The organism is Methylobacterium sp. E-066 (assembly GCF_022829635.1).
In the GTDB taxonomy this organism is placed as follows: domain Bacteria; phylum Pseudomonadota; class Alphaproteobacteria; order Rhizobiales; family Beijerinckiaceae; genus Methylobacterium.
In genome coordinates, this window is the sequence record NZ_JAKSYO010000183.1 from 148,032 (window position 1) to 166,597 (window position 18,566).

Genomic DNA, 18,566 nt, shown 5'->3' on the forward strand with positions numbered 1-18,566 from the left:
CGGGAACCCACGATGCTGCTCGAAGCCGAATTCTGGGTCGCCGTCGCGTTCGTCATCTTCCTCGGCATCGCCTGGAAGGCCGGCGGCTTTTCGGCCATGACCAAGGGCCTCGACGGCCGCGCCAACCGCGTCCGTCATGAGCTCGACGAGGCCAAGCGCCTGCGCGAGGAGGCCGCCACTGTGCTGGCGGACTACAAGCGCCGCCGCGCCGAGGCCGAGAAGGAGGCCGAGTCGATCATCGCCGGCGCCCGCGAGGAGGCCAAACGCGCCGCCGAGGAGGGCCATCGTAAGCTCGACGACTTCCTGGCCCGGCGCACCAAGGCGGCCGAGCTGAAGATCTCGCAGGCCGAAGCCCAGGCCGAGGCCCAGGTTCGCGCCGCCGCTGCGGAGGCCGCCGTGAAGGTCTCGGAGACGATCCTGCGCGAGCGGATGCAGGGCGACGCGGCCCAGGGCCTGATCCGCTCCAGCCTCGGCGAGGTTCGGACCCGCCTCCGGTCCTGATTTTTTTCCAAACGTCACCCGGTCTACGAGAAGCCGCCTTTGGGCGGCTTCTTTCGTTTGCGCGGCCTGTCGGTTATCGGCCGGCCCTGACCGCACCCTCAATGGAGACTGACGGAGCAGAACGGCGCCGGTCTCACGCTGTCCCTGTCCTGCCGCATTCGACCTTCTTTCGAGCCTCATCGGCAACCTGCACCCGCATTCGAACATCCACATCATCGATAGTCGAGCGGCGGCCTATGGCTATGGCGGTATCACGCAGGAATATCGGCTCCATCACGCCGAGTCCGACTGAACGAGCCTCGAGCGCCGCGTGATTCAAGCCGCGAACATCGGTCACCGCCCTGCGTTCACCGGGAGCGAAAAATCCTGGAGACGGCATGGCGGATCGAGCGCGGATCGTGATCATCGGCGGCGGGGTCGCGGGGATTGAGGTGGCGACCAGCCTCGGGCGAGGCGGCAAGGCCGAGGTAGTGCTGGCCGACCGCAGCCTGTCCCATGTCTGGAAGCCGATGCTGCACACGTTCGCGGCCGGCACCGCCCGGCCCGACCGCCAGAAGGTCGATTTCTTCGCGCAGGCGCGCCGCAACGGATTCCGGTTCCAGCCGGGCACCCTCATCGGGATCGACCGCCCGGCCCGGCGGGTGCGGCTCGCGGTGGAGGCGGCGCAGGGGCGGCCGGAGGCCGATCTCGGCTACGATCTCCTGGTCCTCGCCATCGGCAGCCGGGCCAACGATTTCGGCACCCCGGGTGTCGCCGAGCATTGCCTGACCATCGACGATCTCACCGAGGCCGAGTCGTTCCACCGACAGTTGCGGCGCCATCTCCTGGCCCGGCTCGACAGCCCGGAGAGGCTGGAGATCGCCATCGTCGGCGGCGGCGCCACGGGCGTCGAGCTGGCCGCGGAACTGAAGCACGCGATCAACCTGGCCTCGGCCTACGGCTCCCCCGACCTGCCGCGGCGGCTGCGGCTGACCCTGATCGAGAGCGGTCCGCGCCTCCTGCCGGCCTTCCCCGAGCGTGTCTCCCGGGCAGCCGCTCGCACCTTGTCCGACCTCGCCGTGGAGGTCCGGACCGGCGCCATGGTCACGGGTGCGGACGCGGCGGGCTTCACCTTGAAGGACGGCAGCCGCATCGCCGCCGGGCTCAAGGTCTGGGCGGCCGGGGTCAAGGCGCCGGACGTGCTCGGCTCGGTTGAGGGGCTGGAACGCTCGCGCACCGGCCAGCTCGTGGTCGGTCCCGACCTGCGCACGACCCGGGACCCGGCAATCGTCGCCCTCGGGGATTGCGCCAGCCAGGCCGATCCAAAGACAGGCAAGCCGGTCCCGGCCACCGCCCAGGCGGCGCGCCAGCAGGCGCAGCACCTCGCGTCGCATCTCGGGCGGGCGCTCGCCCGGGGTGACACGGTGGCGACGGAGCTGCCGCCGTTTCACTACGTCGAGAAGGGCGCCATCGTCTCGCTGGCCGATTTCAACGGCTGGGGCACCCTCGGGCGCTACACGTTCGGGGGCGGCCGGCTGAACGGCCTCTCGGCGCGGCTCACCCATGACCTGTTGTACCGCCAGCACCAGATCGGCCTGTACGGGCCCTTACGCGGAACGATGACCTGGATTCTCGACGACCTCGACCATTTGATCAGTCCGCCCGTAAGCCTGGACTGAGCGTGCTCATCAATCGGGTCGCTCGCCCTCGACCTCCTTGGTCTCCTCCACCTGTGGCGCGACCTGGCCGTAATTCAGCACCGCCACCAGGGTGACGCCGCCGATGGTGTTGCCGAGCAGCGTCGGAAGGAAGAAGTGCAGCCCGTAATCCTCCAGCGAGGCGGCGCCGGTCACCAGGAGGAAGAAGGCCTCCACCGAGCCGGCGACGATGTGGGCGAGGCCGCAGAGCGAGACCAGCCAAGTCATCAGCATGATCACGAAGGGGGCGGCGCCGCCGGTCGCGGGCAGGAACCAGACCATCAGGGCGATCATCCAGCCGGCGAACACCGCCTTCACGAAGGTGGACCAGAACCCGTGTCCGAGGGCGTCGTGGCTGATCGCGGCGAAGGCTTTGAGCACCGGCGGCTCGAAGGCGCCGGCATGGGCCAGCACCGTGGCGATGGCGAGCGTCCCCAGGATGTTGCCGCACAGGACGATGAACCAGAGCCGCACGACTCGGAACGCGGTCTTCATCGAGCGGTCGTGCAGCAGCGGCAGGATCGGCGTGATGGTGTTCTCGGTGAACAGCTGCTGACGCCCCAGGACGACCACCAGGAAGCCGACCGAATAGCCCATCGTGGTGACGATCTTCACCCAATCGGCATCGGGCAGATGGCTCTTGAGCACCCCCGGCACGATCAACGACAGCGCGATGCTCAAGCCTGCCGCGAAGGCGGAGATGAACAGCGCGAAGCCGTGGCGGCGCAATTCCTCGTCGCCGCCGAGCCGTATGACCTCGTGCAGCACGTAGGCGTCGGGCCGGCCGACCTCGGAGACCTCCTTCAGCAGCGCGTCGCGCCGCGCCTCCTTGTCGGCCCGGTCGTTCCGATTCCGAATCATCCGCTCAGCTCCGCGACGCTACCCGACCGGATGATGGGCCTTCAGGCCGAGAGCCGTGCGACCAGAGCCGCGACGACGTCGCGTGCTTCCGCGAGCGCCTGCGCGTCCCGGCTGCGCACGACGATCCGGTTGCGAAACCCGTCCGGCGTCATCGCCGGGTAGGAGCCGATCGACACGGCCGGACGCGCCTTGGCGATCTCGCCGAGCTCGCCGGCATACTGGCCCTCGGGCACCCCGCCCGCCTCGATGGTCTCGGAGATCATCGCGGCGCCGCCCTTCAGGGTCGGCGCGATCGCGTCGAGCATGGCCTGCATCACGCTCGGCACGCCGGCCATGACGTGGACGTTGCCGATGCGGAAGCCCGGGGCTTTCGAGACCGCGTTGGGGATCAGGTCGGCGCCGAAGGGGATTCGTGCCATGCGCAGGCGCGCCGCGTTCAGGTCCTCGGGCTTGTGGCGCTCCAGCAGCATCGCCCGCGCCCGCTCGTCGATGTCGATGCCGACCCCAAAGGCCTCGGCGACGCAATCGGCGGTGATGTCGTCGTGGGTCGGGCCGATGCCGCCGGTGGTGAACAGGTAAGTGTAGCGCGCCCGCAGGGCGTTCACCGCCTCCACGATCATCGCGGCCTCGTCCGGCACCACCCGCACCTCGCGCAGATCGATCCCGGCGGCGGTGAGGAAATCGGCGATGGTGCCGATGTTCTTGTCCTTGGTGCGCCCCGACAGGATCTCGTCGCCGATGACGAGGATCGCGGCCGTGATCGAATCGGAAGGCTGGTCCATGGGACTCTGTGGTCGGAGGGCATGCTAAGGCCGGATCGGGATCCGGCCGATGGTCATCCTGCGCCCATCGGTCTCGCCGCCGCAGCGGTGAACCTTCGGCGGCGGATGATCAGCAGATAGCGCGGCCGCCGGCCCGGACCACACGAACCCGGAGATATCCACCCGATGCTCTTCGCCGCGCCGCTCGCGCCCGGATTGCTGGTGCAGCGCTACAAGCGCTTCCTCGCCGACATCGAGACCGCCGACGGCCTCGTCACCGTGCACTGCCCCAATCCCGGCGCGATGCTCGGCCTCAACCTGCCGGGCCGGCCGGTGCTGCTCTCGCGCTCGAGCAATCCGACCCGCAAGCTGCCGCTGACCTGGGAACTGGTGGAGGCCGACCTGCCGGGCGGCTCGCAATGGGTCGGAATCAACACGATGCGCCCCAACGCCTTGGTGGCCGAGGCGTTTCGCGCCGGCGTGATCGATGCGCTCGCCGGCCACGACCTGTTGAAGCCGGAGGTGCGCTACGCCCAGGCCAGCCGGGTCGATTTTTTGGCGAGCGGCGCGGCCGCCGGCCCGTGCCACGTGGAGGTCAAGAACTGCCACCTGATGCGCCGGGCCGGCCTCGCGGAATTCCCGGATTGCGTCGCCGCCCGCAGCGCCCGGCACATGCGCGACCTTGCCCAGGTCGTCGCCGAGGGCGGACGGGCGCTGGTGATCATCGTGGTGCAGATGCACGCGGAGGCGTTCGACGTGGCCCGGGACATCGACCCGGCCTTCGACCGGGCGTTCCGCGACGCCCGCGCGGCGGGCGTGGAGGTCCGGGCCTATCGCTGCGCCGTGAGCCCCGCGGGCGTCGCCCTGACGGACGAGATCCCGGTAATCACGCCGCCCTGACCGGTTCCCGGCGCTCGTACATCAGGTTCAGCCGGGAGCGCGAGATCTCGCGATAGCCGAACTTTTCCAGGTGCTTCGGCAGGTCGATCTGCCACTGGCCGGTGCCGTTCTCGATCAGCAGGATGCGCGGAAGCAGTGTGTCCGGCGCCTCGCGCAGGAACGGCTCCAGGATCAGGTCTTCGGCGCCCTCCACGTCGAGCTTGACGGCGTCGACGCGGGTCAGGCCCTCGGCCCGCAGCAAGTCGAGGAGCGTTACCGCCGGCACGGTGATCCGGGCGCCCTCGTTGGTGCCGACGATCCGCAAGCTCGATTCGCCGCGGTTGCGGGGGTCGATGAACAGGGTCAGCTCGCCGGCCTTGTCGGCCACCGCGCAGGCCACCGCCTTCACGGTGTGGAACGGGTTCTGGGCGATGTTGTAAGTCAGGCGCGCGAACACGTCGGGCTGCGGCTCGACCGCGACGATCCGGGCGCCCGGCCCCGAAAACGCCGCCACGCACAGGGCGTAGGCACCGATATTGGCGCCGATATCGAGGAACACGCAATCCTGCGGCAGGCGCTCCTGCAGCAGCGCCCGCTCCTGCGGGTCGAAGAATTGCGGCGTGAACAGCACCTTCTTCTCGCAATTGTTGTTGTAGGGGTGCAGCCGCATCCGCGCGCCATAGCGGGTCACGTCGAGGGGTTTTCCCCCCAGCCGCGAGATCGCGATCCGGCGCAGGAACAGCGCGAGGCGCCGGCCGTACCAGGATTCGGCCGGGATCCGGTTGGTCCGGCGGGTGATCGCCGCCACGAGGCCGGCCGGTTCGTAGGTGCCGTAGGGCTTGGTATCGGTCATAACCGGGGCGGTGTGCCAGCCGGCGCCCTCCCCCGCAAGCAGATGGATCCGCGTTGCTCCTTCGGGGCGCAGTGGTCTAAGCGTCGCGCTTCGTGAGAGTACCGACACGGCACGGGTTGCGCGGCATGGATTCCTTCGATTCGGACGGCGTGCGGATCGCCTATATCGACGTGCCGCCGGCGGAGGGGGCCGGCACGCCGATCCTGCTGATCCACGGCTTCGCCTCCAACCACGCGGTCAACTGGGTCAACACCCAGTGGGTACGAGCCCTGACGCAGGCCGGCTACCGGGCGATCGCGCTGGACAATCGCGGCCACGGCGAGAGCGAGAAGCTCTACGATCCGGCGGCCTACAGCTCCGAGGCCATGGCGGGCGATGCGATACGGCTGCTCGACTATCTCGGGATCGAACGCGCGCACGTGATGGGCTACTCGATGGGCGGCCGGATCACCGCCCATATCGCTCTGGACCATGCCGATCGGGTCCGCTCCGCCCTCATCGGCGGCCTCGGCATGCACCTCGTCGAGGGCAAGGGCCTGCCGTCCGGGATCGCCGAAGCCCTCGAAGCGTCCCCCGGCACGCCCGCCCCGAACCCGACCGCCGCGGCGTTCCGGACCTTCGCCGAGCAGACGCGCAGCGACCTGCGGGCGTTGGCCGCCTGCATGCGCGGCTCGCGTCAGACGCTGAGCCGGGCGGAACTCGCCCAGATCGAGGTGCCGGTGCTGGTCTCGGTCGGCACGCTCGACACGGTGGCGGGCTCCGGCCCGGCCTTGGCCGCTCTGATGCCCGATGCCCGCGCTCTGGAGATCGAGGGCAAGGACCACTCCACGGCGGTCGGCGCCAAGCCGCACCGGGACGGCGTACTGGCTTTCCTCGCCGCGCAGCCCTGAGAGCCTGTTTGACTGCGTGATCGCAGTCGCGTGACGGTTCTGACTAACGTTTATCCCAATCTTCCCCTCATCCTGAGGTGGCGTAGCGGAGCGGAGCCCTCGAAGGAGCCCTCCAGGGATCGCACGGCCAGCTGGAGGGCTCCTTCGAGGCTGCTGCGCAGCACCTCAGGATGAGGTCGAGAGTGGGAAAAACCGGTCAAACAGACTCTGCAATCAGCTTTTCAGGCGGTAGCCGGTGCGAAAGATGTAGGTGACGAGGCCGAGGCAGATCACCAGGAACAGGGCGGTCATCCCGAGGCTGATCGCGATGCTGACATCGGCCTTGCCGAAAAACGCCCAGCGGAACGCGCTGATCAGGTAGACGACCGGGTTGATCAGGCTGACCGCGTGCCAGAACGGCGGCAGCATGCTGATGGCGTAGAAGCTGCCGCCCAGGAAGGTCAGCGGCGTCACTACGAGGAGCGGCACCAGCTGCAGCTTCTCGAACCCGTCGGCCCAAAGCCCGATGACGAAGCCGAACAGGCTGAACGTGACCGCGGTGAGCAGCAGGAAGCCGATCATCCAGACCGGGTGGTCGATGCGCAGCGGCACGAACAAGGCAGAGGTCGCCAGGATGATCAGGCCGATCAGGATCGACTTGGAGGCCGCCGCGCCGACGAAGCCGAGCACCACCTCCAGGGGCGAGATCGGAGCCGACAGGATCTCGTAGATCGTGCCGGCGAAGCGCGGGAAGTAGATCCCGAACGAGGCGTTCGAGATGCTCTGGGTCAGGAGCGAGAGCATGATCAGGCCGGGCACGATGAACAGCCCGTAGGGCACGTCGTCCACCGCCGACACCCGGGATCCGATCGCGGCCCCGAACACCACGAAATACAGGGTCGTCGAGATCACCGGGGCCAGGATGCTCTGGCCGGCGGTGCGCCAGAAGCGACCCATCTCGAACCGGTAGATCGCGCGGACCGCCGGCCAGTTCATGCTCATCGTTTCGCTCATGCCCGTGTCTCCCCTTCGCGCACGAGGCCGACGAAGATGTCCTCCAGGGAAGACTGCTCGGTGTGGAGATCGCTGAACTGGATTCCGGCGGCCGCCAAGCCGGTGAGCAGCCCGGTGATGCCGGTGCGCTCGGCGCGTGTGTCGTAGGTGTAGATCAGCTCGCGGCCGTCGCCGGCGAGCGCCAGCTCGTAATCGGACAGCTCCGGCGGAACCGCGGGGATCGGCGCCTGGAGCTGAAGGGTCAGCTGCTTGCGCCCGAGCTTGCGCATCAGCGCGGCCTTCTCCTCCACCAGGATGATCTGGCCGCGCCGGATCACCCCGATGCGGTCGGCCATCTCCTCGGCCTCCTCGATGTAGTGGGTGGTGAGGATCACCGTGACGCCCTGCTGGCGCAGGTCGCGCACGAGGCGCCACATGTCCTGGCGCAGCTCCACGTCGACGCCCGCCGTAGGCTCGTCGAGGAACAGCACCCGGGGCTCGTGCGACAGGGCCTTGGCGATCAGCACCCGCCGCTTCATCCCGCCCGACAGAGTCATGAGGCGGCTGTCGCGCTTGTCCCACAGGGACAAGGCCCGCAGGATTCTTTCGATATGGGCCGGATCCGGCCGCAGCCCGAACAGTCCGCGGGAGAAGCTCACGGTGTTCAGCACCGTTTCGAAGGCGTCAGTGGTGAGCTCCTGCGGAACCAGACCGATGGCTCTTCGCGCGGCGCGGTAATCCGCGGCGATGTCATGGCCGTCGACCGTGACCGTGCCGGAACTCGGCGTGACGATGCCGCAGACGATGTTGATCAGCGTCGACTTGCCGGCCCCGTTCGGGCCGAGCAGCGCGAAAATCTCGCCCCGCTCGATGGCGAGGTCGATGCCGCTCAACGCGGTAAAGCCCGACGTGTAAGTCTTCGACAGCTTCGAAATGGAGATGATCGGCATCAGGGCCTAAATCGAATGCGGGGCCTCGTGCACCGGCGACCGCAATACCGGCTCGGGGATGCTGCGTGCCGAAGAGGTCGCGATGGTCCTTGCGGCCTGCCTATCCGGCGGGCCGCTCTCGGAAGCGGGCGCCCCTATAGCATGCCGTCGGCCCGGCTCTCACTGCGCTTACGTGCGCGAGCGCACAACCGGACCGCGATTCTACGCGTCGGCGCAGCGCTCGACCATCGCCAGGCATCGCCGGCGGGCTTCCGGATCGCGGATGCGCGAGAACGCCGCCAGGATCACTGCACATTCCCTTGCCGTCGGACCTTCAGCCGGCGGGTCGACACGACGGCGGCGAAAGACCGAGATGGGAAGATTCAGCATGTCGGCCAGTTGGCGGAGAAGCCGCTCCTGCTCGCTGAGGCGCGGTGCGGCATCGAGGGCTACGAAGCCTCCTGCGTCGGTCATCGTGCCTTCCAGCCCAAACTGAAGCCGAGCATGGAAGCGCGCACGTCGACAGACCTGTCGCTTCCCGGGACAAAATCCGAGGCGACCATTCATGAGTTTTTGCTGCGTCGCAATCAATCGTTGCGCATCTCAGTAGTCAACCGAAATTCAAGTGCCGGTTGAATTTCGGTTAACTTTGCAAATTTCTCCATGAAAATGAATTTTGCGAGGAGTTTTATTATCATAATTTTCGAATCAACAGTGCAGAATGCAATCGACGATGGCGTAGATCGATTGAATCGCCCTCGAGAACGCGCTCTGATGAATCGTCACCGGCGGCCTGAACGAGCAGGATGCCGACAATGCGTTGGCGTCAGGCGAAGTGGATATCGGTTCCGCGTCAGCGGGCGCGTTCAATCACGGGCTTAGAGCTATTCCCAATCGCAACGCCACGGTACACGACGACGCCTCGACAGGGCCGTCGGCTGAGCGGACACAAAAGTCGATCCGGTCCTGATCGGCGCTCCTCCAACCCAACTCCCTCATCCTGAGGCGTGAGCGAAGCGAGCCTCGAAGGAGCCCTCCAGTCTGCGCGCGATCCCTGGAGGGCTCCTTCGAGGGCGCCGCTGCGCGGCGCCGCCTCAGGATGAGGGGGGTGTAGTGGACGGACGCCGATCAGGACGAAGCCAGCCCTTGTCGTGTCCCGTGTCGCAACCCGATCGGGAGCGGCTCTAGCCGCCGCTCCGGAGGGTAACGAGCGCCGCGAGACCGATCAGCGTGGCGAGGCCGAGCAGCCTGCGCCAGGGATTGACGCCGCGCACGAGCTCATCAATCGCCCACCAGCCCAGGGCGAGGTCGGCGGCGATGCCCAGCCACGACGCAATGGGTTCGGCGCTGCGGGCAAGCCAGGCGGCCAGCGTGAGCCCGAGGAACAGCCAGAGCGGCGGGTTCGGCCATTGCGCCACGGTGATGGCGCCGGTCCCGCGATCCCGGAACATCCAATCGCGCGCCCGCACGATCGCGTTGGTCGATGGCTGCGTCATGAGCCTGCGCCTTCCCTGTTGCCGCGCGACCGTGCGGCGCCACACGGCCGGCCTGCCGAACCAGGGTTAAGACCGGTTCAGCAGCACAGGTTGATCTTAACCATTCATCAACCTTACCGAATGGAAAGCGCGGAACAATCCCTAACAGTTCCTGAAACGACTCGCGAAAGATTCGTTAATCGGGTGATAATCCAGCATCCGAGCAACGACGAACCCCTTGATAAATAAGGACCGATCATGAGCACGCGTTTTGAAGACCTGAAATTCATATTCCTGCTCAGCGCCGTCACCCTGCTCGGCAGCGGCCTCGACATCATCCTGCGTTGATCGGCGCCATGCGCCGGGGCGTAGTCCGGATGTTGCTCTGACCGATGGCGCGTCCGAGGGCCGAACGAGCAACCGACTCGCGCGACTGACCCCCTCCGCGGCGATGCGTGCCGACCGGGACGTTGACGACCCGGGACGCGCCTGCGCGCCAACGGCTCGGCGACGCCAGTCCCGATGCGGAGAGCGAGCTCTGACCGGAACGGAGGAAGTCGCGCAGATCGGCCACTCGCGCCTGCCGCTCGGCGCGGAGTACCAACCCGCTGACCACGAGACCAATCAGTCCGGACGTTTCGAGAACCGCCGCAACCACGTAACCCGGACCCATCTCACGTCACCGTCTGCACCGAAAAAACCACCTGAACCGGCGGTCCATGACCCTGTGGGCAATCGTGGTTACCGAGATATTAACAGCGCCGTAAATTGATACATACGGAGGTTGTTTCGGCTGTTATTGAACAGTCAAGGCAAAATCCAGTTCTGTCCGGCGTCTGCGTATTCAGCTGATCAGCTATCTCTCCAGCCGAGGAAATGCCGCGCTCGACCGGAATTTCAGCGGATCCGCCTTTGCGGATAGTAATGGCACGTGAAATTTCTGCCGTCGGATCGTAAATATGAACTGGTATTGAGTGGCGGGCGTTCGGCGAAAGCACCCATATGCCAATATCCACTTGTCTGATCGCCGGCTTCGGAGTTGCCCTGGGCCGCCAACGGCTCAGTGCGGCCGGAATTCGCCTTTTCCGTAAGGCTCCCTACGCTCGCTTTCATCCAGGGAGATGGCCATGGCTGAACCTGCGACGCGGCGCATGAATGCGGAGGCGTTCTTCGCGTGGCAGCTCGGCCAGGATGGGCTCTATGAGCTCGTGGATTGCGTGCCGGTGCCGCACATCAAGAGGATGACCGGCGCGAGCACCCAGCACAATCAGGTGACGGTCAACATCATCGCCACGCTGCATCAGCAGCTCCGCAGCAGCGGCTGCCGCCCGACGACGGACGATATTGCCCTGGGCACGAGCATCGCGACGCTCCGGCGCCCCGACATCACGGTGGAATGCGGCGAGCGCGTGCGCGACATCTACGAGAGCCGCGCGCCCCGGCTCGTGGTCGAGGTTCTCTCGCCCTTGACCAGCAGCGTCGATCGCTTCCGGAAGCTCGACGAGTACCGGCGTCACCCGACCCTGCGCGGCATCCTGCTAGTGGAGACGCGCTTCCCGAGCGTCCTGCTCTACCGCCGCGTGGAAAACGCGTGGCCGGCGGAGACCTACGAGGCGCTGACGGACATCATCGACCTGCCCGAGATCGGTGCCCGGCTCGCGCTATCCGACATCTATGAGACGGTTGCGTTCGAGCCGGGGCGCGAGCCGACCTGATGCGCCCTACCACATGTCCAGGGCGACGCGGGCCTCGTCCGACATGCGGCTCTGGTCCCACGGCGGATCGAACACCATCGTCACGGCACAGGATTGCACCCCCGGCACGGCGCTGACCGCGTTCTCGACCCAGCCCGGCATCTCGCCGGCGACGGGACAGCCGGGGGCCGTGAGGGTCATGTCGATCGCGACCTTCCGGTCGTCGCCGATATCGACCTTGTAGATCAGGCCGAGCTCGTAGATGTCGGCCGGGATCTCCGGGTCGTAGACGGATTTCAGCGCGGCGACGATGTCGTCGGTCAGCCGGTCCAGCTCGGCCGGCGGGATCGCCGAGGCGGCTTCGACCGCGGGGGCGTTGGCGCCGCCGGTGATTGTGGCGTCGGTGCTCATGGTTTCCTTCTCCCCCGGACCCGCGCAGACGGAACCGGTTTCATCGCAGCTCGCACATCGCCCGCCCGGTAAGGTCCGGGACGCTGCGCCGATCAGGCGAACATCATCTCGGCTTTGCCGAGCGCCTCGGCAAGGGCATCGATCTCGGCGGTGGTGGTGTACAGGCCGAACGAGGCCCGGCAGGTGGACGTCACGCCGAAGCGGGTCAGCAGCGGCATGGCGCAATGGGTCCCGGCGCGCACCGCGACGCCCTGACGGTCGATCACCGTGGCGATGTCGTGCGCGTGGGCGCCCTTCATCTCGAAGCTGACGACACCGCCCTTGCCTTTGGCCGTCCCGATGATCCGCAGGGCGTTCATCGCGCCGAGCCGCTCGTGGGCGTAGCGGGTCAGCGTCGCCTCATGGGCCGCGATGTTCTGCCGGCCGAGCCCCAGCATGTATTCGAGCGCTGCGCCAAGCCCCACCGCCTCGACGATCGCCGGGGTGCCGGCCTCGAACCGGTGCGGCGGGTCGTTGTAGGTGACCGTGTCCTGGCTGACGGTGCGGATCATCTCGCCGCCGCCCTGGTAAGGCGGCAGCCGATCCAGCCATTCCTTCTTGCCGTAGAGCACGCCGATGCCAGTCGGCCCGTAGACCTTATGGCCGGTGAAGATGAAGAAGTCGCAATCCAGCGCGCGCACATCGATCGGCTGGTGCACGGCACTCTGCGCGCCGTCGAGCAGCACCGGCACGCCGTGCGCGTGGGCGATGCGCACGATCTCCTCCGCCGGCGTCACCGTGCCCAGCACGTTCGACATGTGGGTGATCGCCACCATCTTGGTGCGCGGCGTGAACAGTTTTTCGTACTCATCGACCAAGAAGTTGCCGTCCTCGTCGACGGGCGCCCACTTGATCACCGCGCCGCGCCGCTCGCGCAGGAAGTGCCAGGGCACAATATTGGAATGGTGCTCCATGATCGACAGGATGATTTCGTCACCCTCGCCGATCAGCCCGGCCCAGCCCATGCTGGAGGCTACGAGGTTGTAAGCCTCGGTGGCGTTGCGGGTGAAGATGATCTCGTCGGTGGAGGCGGCGTTGAGGAACTGGCGCGTGGTCTCGCGGGCGCCCTCGAACCCCTCCGTGGCGGCGTTCGCCATGAAGTGCAGGCCGCGATGGACGTTGGCGTAGCCGGTCTCCATGCAGGAGACCATCGCGTCGATGACCTGCTTCGGCTTCTGCGCCGAGGCCGCGTTGTCGAGATAGACCAGCGGCTTGCCGTAGACCGTCTGCGACAGGATCGGGAAGTCCTTGCGGATCGCCGCGACGTCGTAGCCGGTGGTGAGGACGGGTGCGTTCATCGTCGCGACCTTTTGAGACCTGAGTCCGTCCCAGGGGCAACCTCATCGGAGGTGCCGGAGTGAAGCGGAGGCCTCGACAGAGGCCTCCGAACGAGCGTTGCGATCCCGAATCGGGATCGGTTGAGGGGTCAGGCGCGCGCCGCGAGCCAAGCCTCGATCTCACCGATCAGCGCCGCGCGGGCGCCCTCATGCGTGACCGACTCGACAGCCTCGCCGACGAAAGCCTGGACCAGCAGGCTCTCAGCCACCGCGCGGGGCAGGCCGCGGGCCATCAGGTAGAACAGCAGGTCGTCGTCCGGGGCGCCGCAGGTGGCACCATGGCCACAGGCGACGTCGTCGGCGAAGATCTCCAGCTCCGGCTTGTTCATCATCTGCCCCTCGTCGCTGAGGAGCAGGCAATCCGACTTCATCTTGCCGTCGGTCTGCTGCGCGGCCTGCCGAACGATGATCTTGCCCTGGAACACGCCGGTGGCGTCCCCGTCGATCACCGTCTTGAACATCTCGCGGCCGACGCCGCCCACGGCCGCGTGGTCAGCAAGCAGGGTCGAGTCGGCCAGCTGGCCGTTGCCGAGCATCGCGGCACCGTTGACCACGGCGTTCACGTTCGCGCCCGCGACATGCATGAAGATCTGATGGCGCGAGAGGACGGCACCGGTGACGAGGTTGACCGTCTCCAGCTGCGACTCGTCATCGAGACGCACGCTGATCGTTGAGAGCGCGATGGCGGCGTCGCCCTCGCGGTTGAGCCGGGCATGGCGGAACACAGCCTGCTTGCCGACCCGCACGTCGAGGGCGTCATTCGGCTGGTAGGTCAGGCCGTTCGGACCCTCGTGGCTCTCCAGCAGGGTCAGCTCCGCGCCGTCGCCGAGATCGACCAGCACGCGGGTGGCGGTCGAGAAGCCCTCGGACCCGCTCCCGATGAAGCGCAGGTGCAGGGCCCGCTCGATCTTCGTGCTGGCCGCCACCGAGATCAGCGCGCCGTCGGCCAGGAAGGCGGTGTTGAGCTGGTAGACCGGGTTCTCTCGGGCCTGCTCGACCGGGGCCAGCAGCCTGAGGCGCGCATCGCTCTTGCCCATCGCATCGTTGAGCGGCGTGACCGTAAGGCCGGCCGGCAAGCCGTCGAGGTCCGAGAGCGGCCGGATGAGATGGCCGTTGACGAAGGTCAGGCGTGCGGCGTCGATACCGGCAAAGCCCTTCGCCGAAGCGACGGCGGCCTGCGCGGCCTTCGGCGACGGAGCCTCGGCCGGGGGCACGGCCTCCTTCATGGCGGCGCGCAGATCGGTGTACTTGAACGCCTCGACCCGCCGGCTCGGCAGGCCGGTGGCTTCGAAGAAACGGAACGCCTCCTCGCGGGCGATCGCCTCTTCCGAGGCGAAGCTCTTGCGCGCGGATTCGAACAGGCTCGACAGCCCGGTCTCGGCGCTGGTGCGCAGGTTCTGGATGTCGGCCATGGGCTTACGCGGCCTCGTTGGTGCGGTACTCGGCATAGCCCGACGCTTCGAGCTCGAGCGCCAGATCCTTGCCGCCGGTCTTCACGATCAGGCCCTTCGACATGACGTGCACGGTGTCGGGCACGATGTGGTTGAGCAGCCGCTGATAGTGGGTGATCACCAGGAACGAGCGGCCCTGGGCCCGGAGCGCATTGACGCCCTCGGAGACGATGCGCAGGGCGTCGATGTCGAGGCCGGAATCGGTCTCGTCGAGCACGCAGAACTTCGGCTCCAGCAGCGCCATCTGGAGGATCTCCATGCGCTTCTTCTCGCCGCCGGAGAAGCCGACGTTGAGCGCGCGCTTGAGCATCTCCTTGTTGATCTCGAGCTTGTCCGCCGCGGCATTCACCTTGCGGATGAAATCGGGCGTCGAGATCTCGCCCTCGCCGCGCGCGCGGCGCTGGGCATTGAGACAGGCCTTGAGGAACGTCATGGTGCCGACGCCGGGGATCTCCAGCGGGTACTGGAAGGCCAGGAAGATGCCGGCGGCGGCGCGCTCGTCGGCGGCCATCTCCAGCACGTTCTGCCCGTCGAGCAGGATCTCGCCGTCGAGGACCTCGTAATCCTCTTTGCCGGCGATGACGTAGGACAGGGTCGACTTGCCCGATCCGTTCGGCCCCATGATCGCCGCGACCTCGCCGTCGTTCACGGTCAGGTTCAGGCCGTTCAGGATGCGGTTGTCCTCGATCTGTACGACGAGGTTCTTGATTTCCAACATGTTAGTTCAAGTCCTATCGAACGGCGGGCCGGACCCGTGCGCCGACTGCGCGCCGTCAGTTCCTGTCGTGCCGCCACCGGGACGGCCATTTTGAAAGCTTTTCCGCACGGACACGAGCGTCGAAGCCTTCGCTCGATCCGGCCGGCGATCATGGCGAGGACGCCATGATCGCTTCGTTTCGTTGATCCGCGGTGGGATTAGCCGACCGAGCCTTCGAGGCTGATCGAGATCAGCTTCTGAGCCTCGACAGCGAACTCCATCGGCAGCTGCTGCAGCACGTCACGGACGAAGCCGTTGACGATGAGCGCGGTCGCTTCCTCCTCGGAGAGGCCGCGCTGCAGGCAGTAGAACTTCTGGTCCTCGGAGATCTTCGAGGTAGTCGCCTCGTGCTCGAACACCGCCGAGGCGTTCTTCGACTCGATATAGGGCACGGTGTGCGCCCCGCACTGGTCGCCGATCAGCAGCGAGTCGCAGTTGGTGAAGTTGCGCGCGCCCTTGGCCTTCTTGTGAGCCGAGACCAGACCCCGATAGGTGTTCTGCGAACGCCCAGCCGAGATGCCCTTCGAGATGATCCGGCTGGTGGTGTTCTTGCCGAGGTGGATCATCTTGGTGCCGGAATCGACCTGCTGCATGCCGTTCGACACCGCGATCGAGTAGAACTCACCGCGGGACTCGTCGCCGCGCAGGATGCAGGACGGGTACTTCCAGGTAATCGCCGAACCGGTCTCGACCTGGGTCCAGGAAATCTTCGAGCGGGCACCGCGGCAATCGCCACGCTTGGTGACGAAGTTGTAGATGCCGCCCTTGCCCTCGTTGTCGCCCGGGTACCAGTTCTGGACAGTCGAGTACTTGATCTCGGCGTCGTCCAGAGTGACCAGCTCGACCACCGCGGCGTGGAGCTGGTTGTCGTCGCGCTTCGGGGCGGTGCAGCCCTCGAGATACGAGACGTAGGAGCCCTTGTCGGCGATGATCAGCGTGCGCTCGAACTGGCCGGTGTCGCGCTCGTTGATGCGGAAGTAGGTCGACAGCTCCATCGGGCAGCGGACGCCCGGCGGGATGTAGACGAATGAGCCGTCGGAGAAGACCGCCGCGTTCAGCGTCGCGAAGAAGTTGTCGGTCGAGGGCACCACCGTGCCCAGGTACTTCTTCACCAGCTCCGGATATTCCTGAACCGCCTCGGAGATCGGCATGAAGATCACGCCGGCCTTCGAGAGTTCCTTCTTAAAGGTCGTGGCCACCGAGACCGAGTCGAACACGGCATCGACCGCGACGCGGCGCTCCGGCGCGATGCCTTCCAACACCTCGACCTCGCGCAGCGGGATGCCGAGCTTCTCGTAGGTCTTCAGGATCTCGGGATCGATCTCGTCGAGCGACATCGCCGCCGGGCGCTTGGGCGCGGCGTAGTAGTAGATGTCGTTATAATCGACCTTGTCGTACGAGACCCGCGCCCACTCCGGCTCCTTCATGGTCAGCCAGCGCCGATAGGCGTCGAGGCGCCATTCCAGCAGCCATTCCGGCTCGTTCTTCTTGGCCGAGATGAAGCGCACGACATCCTCGGAGATGCCCTTGGCGGACTTCTCCATCTCGATGGTGGTCTCGAACCCGTACTTGTACTGGTCGAGGTCGATCGAGCGGACCCGGTCGATTGTTTCCTGCACGGCAGGCATTAGCATCTCCTGGCAAGCCCGGTTTCAAGGACCGGGAAGCGTCTGTCGGAAAGCGTGGGACGCGGTCGCTCAGGCCGCGTGCCCTCGCCGCTTATATAGGGGCTGCAAGGCCCGTTCGCAGGCGTCGAGAAAGCGTGACGCATCCTCGTCCACCGTGTTCCAGCCGAGGCTGACGCGCAGCGCCCCCCCGGCAAGCTTGGGATCGACGCTCATCGCCGCCAGCGTCGCCGAGCGCGCGACCTTGCCCGAGGAGCAGGCCGAGCCCGACGACACCGCCACGCCGGCGAGGTCGAGGGCGATCAGCGCCGCGGGGGCGTCGAGGCCCGGAACCGCGAAGCTGAGCGTGTTGGGCAGGCGCGGCGCATCGGCCGCGAACACCACCGCGTCGGGGGCCCGGGCAAGCACGCCCGCCTCGATCCGGTCGCGCAGGCCTGAGAGGCGTGCGGCTTCCTGGTCGAGCACCGCGCCGGCGATCCGTGCCGCCTCGCCCATGCCGACGATGGCCGGCAGGCACTCGGTGCCGCAGCGCTGGCGCTGCTCCTGGCCGCCGCCGCGCAGGAAGGCGCTGTCCAGGGCGACGCCATCGGCCAGGATCATCGCGCCGACGCCCTTCGGCGCCGCGAATTTGTGGCCCGACAGGGTGAGCGCATCGAGCCCGAGGGCGTCCATGTCGAGGGCGATCTTGCCGACCGCCTGCACGGCGTCGCTGTGCACCAACGCCCGGCCATGGGCGCGAGCCAAAGCAACGATCTCGGCCAGGGGCTGGATCGCGCCGGTCTCGTTGTTCGCGGCGTGGACCGAGATCAGCACGCTCTCGCCCGCCAGCGCGGCGAGGCGGGTTTCGAGGACCGCGAGGTCGATCAAGCCGTCCGAGGTGACCGGTAACTGCTCGACCGCGTCCTCGGGGAAGCGATGGCCGGCGGCCACGCAAGGGTGTTCCGTCGCCGAATGGAGAAGCCGGGTCGGCTTCTGCTGCCCGCGGCGGCCGAGCGCCCCGGACAGGACTGCGTTTGCGGCTTCCGTTCCGCCGCTGGTGAACAGCACCTGCGCCGGGCGAGCGCCGACCAGGGCGGCGACCTGGGCGCGGGCGGCCTCCAAGGCGGCGCGGGCGGCGCGGCCCTCCTGGTGGATCGACGAGGGGTTGCCGGGCAGCATCAGCGCGCGCGCCACCGCATCCGCCACGGCCGGGCGGACCGGGGCGGTCGCGTTATAATCGAGATAGGCGCGGGCCCGACTCATGCTGATTCCGTGTCGTCCCCTGGTACGGCGCGTACAATTCCTTGCCCGCGCACCGGTCCGCCGTGCTAAGGCGCGCCGACAAATGAGGTCTCGCCAACCGAAAGGCTGGCACAGGGAGCTAGCATGGCCTGCCGGCTCGCCTTACTTTAGAATAGTTCTAATCGCCTAGAACTGTTCTAAGAGCGTTTGTATGGTGTGCGTGCGGCGAGTCAA

Annotated in this window: 19 protein-coding genes; 5 read left to right on the forward strand and 14 right to left on the reverse strand. The window is 67.0% G+C overall.

Annotated features, from left to right (window positions below):
* Window positions 1-15 precede the first annotated feature (15 nt).
* Complete coding sequence (locus tag MKL20_RS26640; protein WP_244039316.1) at window positions 16-501, forward strand: ATP F0F1 synthase subunit B; 486 nt, start codon at window positions 16-18, stop codon at window positions 499-501.
* A gap of 133 nt (window positions 502-634) precedes the next feature.
* Here the strand turns inward: MKL20_RS26640 and MKL20_RS26645 are convergent, their stop codons facing one another.
* The gene (locus tag MKL20_RS26645; protein WP_244039172.1) at window positions 635-838 is read right to left on the reverse strand and encodes a hypothetical protein; all 204 of its coding nucleotides are present in this window, start codon (window positions 836-838) and stop codon (window positions 635-637) included.
* 40 nt (window positions 839-878) lie between these two features.
* Between MKL20_RS26645 and MKL20_RS26650 the strand changes: the two genes are divergently transcribed.
* On the forward strand, window positions 879-2,159 hold the full coding sequence (locus tag MKL20_RS26650) for an NAD(P)/FAD-dependent oxidoreductase (RefSeq protein WP_244039173.1): 1,281 nt from the start codon (window positions 879-881) through the stop codon (window positions 2,157-2,159).
* A gap of 9 nt (window positions 2,160-2,168) precedes the next feature.
* Here the strand turns inward: MKL20_RS26650 and MKL20_RS26655 are convergent, their stop codons facing one another.
* Window positions 2,169-3,038: a formate/nitrite transporter family protein gene (locus MKL20_RS26655; protein WP_244039174.1), complete on the reverse strand. Its 870-nt coding sequence runs from the start codon at window positions 3,036-3,038 to the stop codon at window positions 2,169-2,171.
* Between the two features lie 41 nt (window positions 3,039-3,079).
* Window positions 3,080-3,820 (reverse strand): competence/damage-inducible protein A, encoded by a 741-nt coding sequence (locus MKL20_RS26660; RefSeq protein WP_244039175.1) that lies wholly within the window; start codon window positions 3,818-3,820, stop codon window positions 3,080-3,082.
* A gap of 165 nt (window positions 3,821-3,985) precedes the next feature.
* Between MKL20_RS26660 and sfsA the strand changes: the two genes are divergently transcribed.
* Entirely contained in the window at window positions 3,986-4,699 is a 714-nt protein-coding gene (sfsA, locus tag MKL20_RS26665; protein ID WP_244039176.1) for a DNA/RNA nuclease SfsA, read from the forward strand.
* On the opposite strand, the gene MKL20_RS26670 is transcribed toward sfsA, so the two are convergent.
* Window positions 4,686-5,531, reverse strand: a complete 846-nt coding sequence (locus MKL20_RS26670) for an FkbM family methyltransferase (RefSeq protein ID WP_244039177.1) — start codon at window positions 5,529-5,531, stop codon at window positions 4,686-4,688. The genes sfsA and MKL20_RS26670 overlap by 14 nt on opposite strands.
* A gap of 125 nt (window positions 5,532-5,656) precedes the next feature.
* On the opposite strand from MKL20_RS26670, the gene MKL20_RS26675 reads away from it, so the two are divergent.
* Window positions 5,657-6,421, forward strand: coding sequence for an alpha/beta fold hydrolase (locus MKL20_RS26675; RefSeq protein WP_244039178.1), 765 nt, complete (start codon window positions 5,657-5,659; stop codon window positions 6,419-6,421).
* Between the two features lie 213 nt (window positions 6,422-6,634).
* Here MKL20_RS26675 and MKL20_RS26680 read toward each other — a convergent pair whose 3' ends face one another.
* From MKL20_RS26680 to MKL20_RS26695, 4 genes are all read right to left on the reverse strand, one after another.
* A complete protein-coding gene (locus MKL20_RS26680; protein ID WP_244039317.1) occupies window positions 6,635-7,396 on the reverse strand; it encodes an ABC transporter permease in 762 nt (253 codons plus the stop codon).
* 14 nt (window positions 7,397-7,410) lie between these two features.
* Window positions 7,411-8,343 (reverse strand): ABC transporter ATP-binding protein, encoded by a 933-nt coding sequence (locus MKL20_RS26685; RefSeq protein WP_409568204.1) that lies wholly within the window; start codon window positions 8,341-8,343, stop codon window positions 7,411-7,413.
* A 201-nt stretch (window positions 8,344-8,544) separates the two neighbouring features.
* A complete protein-coding gene (locus MKL20_RS26690) occupies window positions 8,545-8,796 on the reverse strand; it encodes a hypothetical protein (RefSeq protein WP_244039179.1) in 252 nt (83 codons plus the stop codon).
* Between the two features lie 710 nt (window positions 8,797-9,506).
* Window positions 9,507-9,818 (reverse strand): hypothetical protein, encoded by a 312-nt coding sequence (locus MKL20_RS26695; RefSeq protein ID WP_244039180.1) that lies wholly within the window; start codon window positions 9,816-9,818, stop codon window positions 9,507-9,509.
* A 1,106-nt stretch (window positions 9,819-10,924) separates the two neighbouring features.
* On the opposite strand from MKL20_RS26695, the gene MKL20_RS26700 reads away from it, so the two are divergent.
* On the forward strand, window positions 10,925-11,512 hold the full coding sequence (locus MKL20_RS26700; protein ID WP_244039181.1) for a Uma2 family endonuclease: 588 nt from the start codon (window positions 10,925-10,927) through the stop codon (window positions 11,510-11,512).
* A 6-nt stretch (window positions 11,513-11,518) separates the two neighbouring features.
* On the opposite strand, the gene MKL20_RS26705 is transcribed toward MKL20_RS26700, so the two are convergent.
* The 6 genes from MKL20_RS26705 to MKL20_RS26730 form a co-directional block, all read right to left on the reverse strand.
* Window positions 11,519-11,902: an SUF system Fe-S cluster assembly protein gene (locus MKL20_RS26705; RefSeq protein WP_007566736.1), complete on the reverse strand. Its 384-nt coding sequence runs from the start codon at window positions 11,900-11,902 to the stop codon at window positions 11,519-11,521.
* Window positions 11,903-11,994: 92 nt separating this feature from the next.
* On the reverse strand, window positions 11,995-13,239 hold the full coding sequence (locus MKL20_RS26710; RefSeq protein WP_244039182.1) for a cysteine desulfurase: 1,245 nt from the start codon (window positions 13,237-13,239) through the stop codon (window positions 11,995-11,997).
* 128 nt (window positions 13,240-13,367) lie between these two features.
* Window positions 13,368-14,690, reverse strand: coding sequence for a SufB/SufD family protein (locus tag MKL20_RS26715; protein WP_244039183.1), 1,323 nt, complete (start codon window positions 14,688-14,690; stop codon window positions 13,368-13,370).
* Window positions 14,691-14,694: 4 nt separating this feature from the next.
* Window positions 14,695-15,447: a Fe-S cluster assembly ATPase SufC gene (sufC, locus tag MKL20_RS26720; RefSeq protein WP_243971380.1), complete on the reverse strand. Its 753-nt coding sequence runs from the start codon at window positions 15,445-15,447 to the stop codon at window positions 14,695-14,697.
* A 197-nt stretch (window positions 15,448-15,644) separates the two neighbouring features.
* Window positions 15,645-17,114: a Fe-S cluster assembly protein SufB gene (gene sufB, locus MKL20_RS26725; RefSeq protein WP_244039184.1), complete on the reverse strand. Its 1,470-nt coding sequence runs from the start codon at window positions 17,112-17,114 to the stop codon at window positions 15,645-15,647.
* A gap of 69 nt (window positions 17,115-17,183) precedes the next feature.
* A complete protein-coding gene (locus MKL20_RS26730; protein WP_244039185.1) occupies window positions 17,184-18,353 on the reverse strand; it encodes a cysteine desulfurase family protein in 1,170 nt (389 codons plus the stop codon).
* Between the last annotated feature and the right edge of the window lie 213 nt (window positions 18,354-18,566).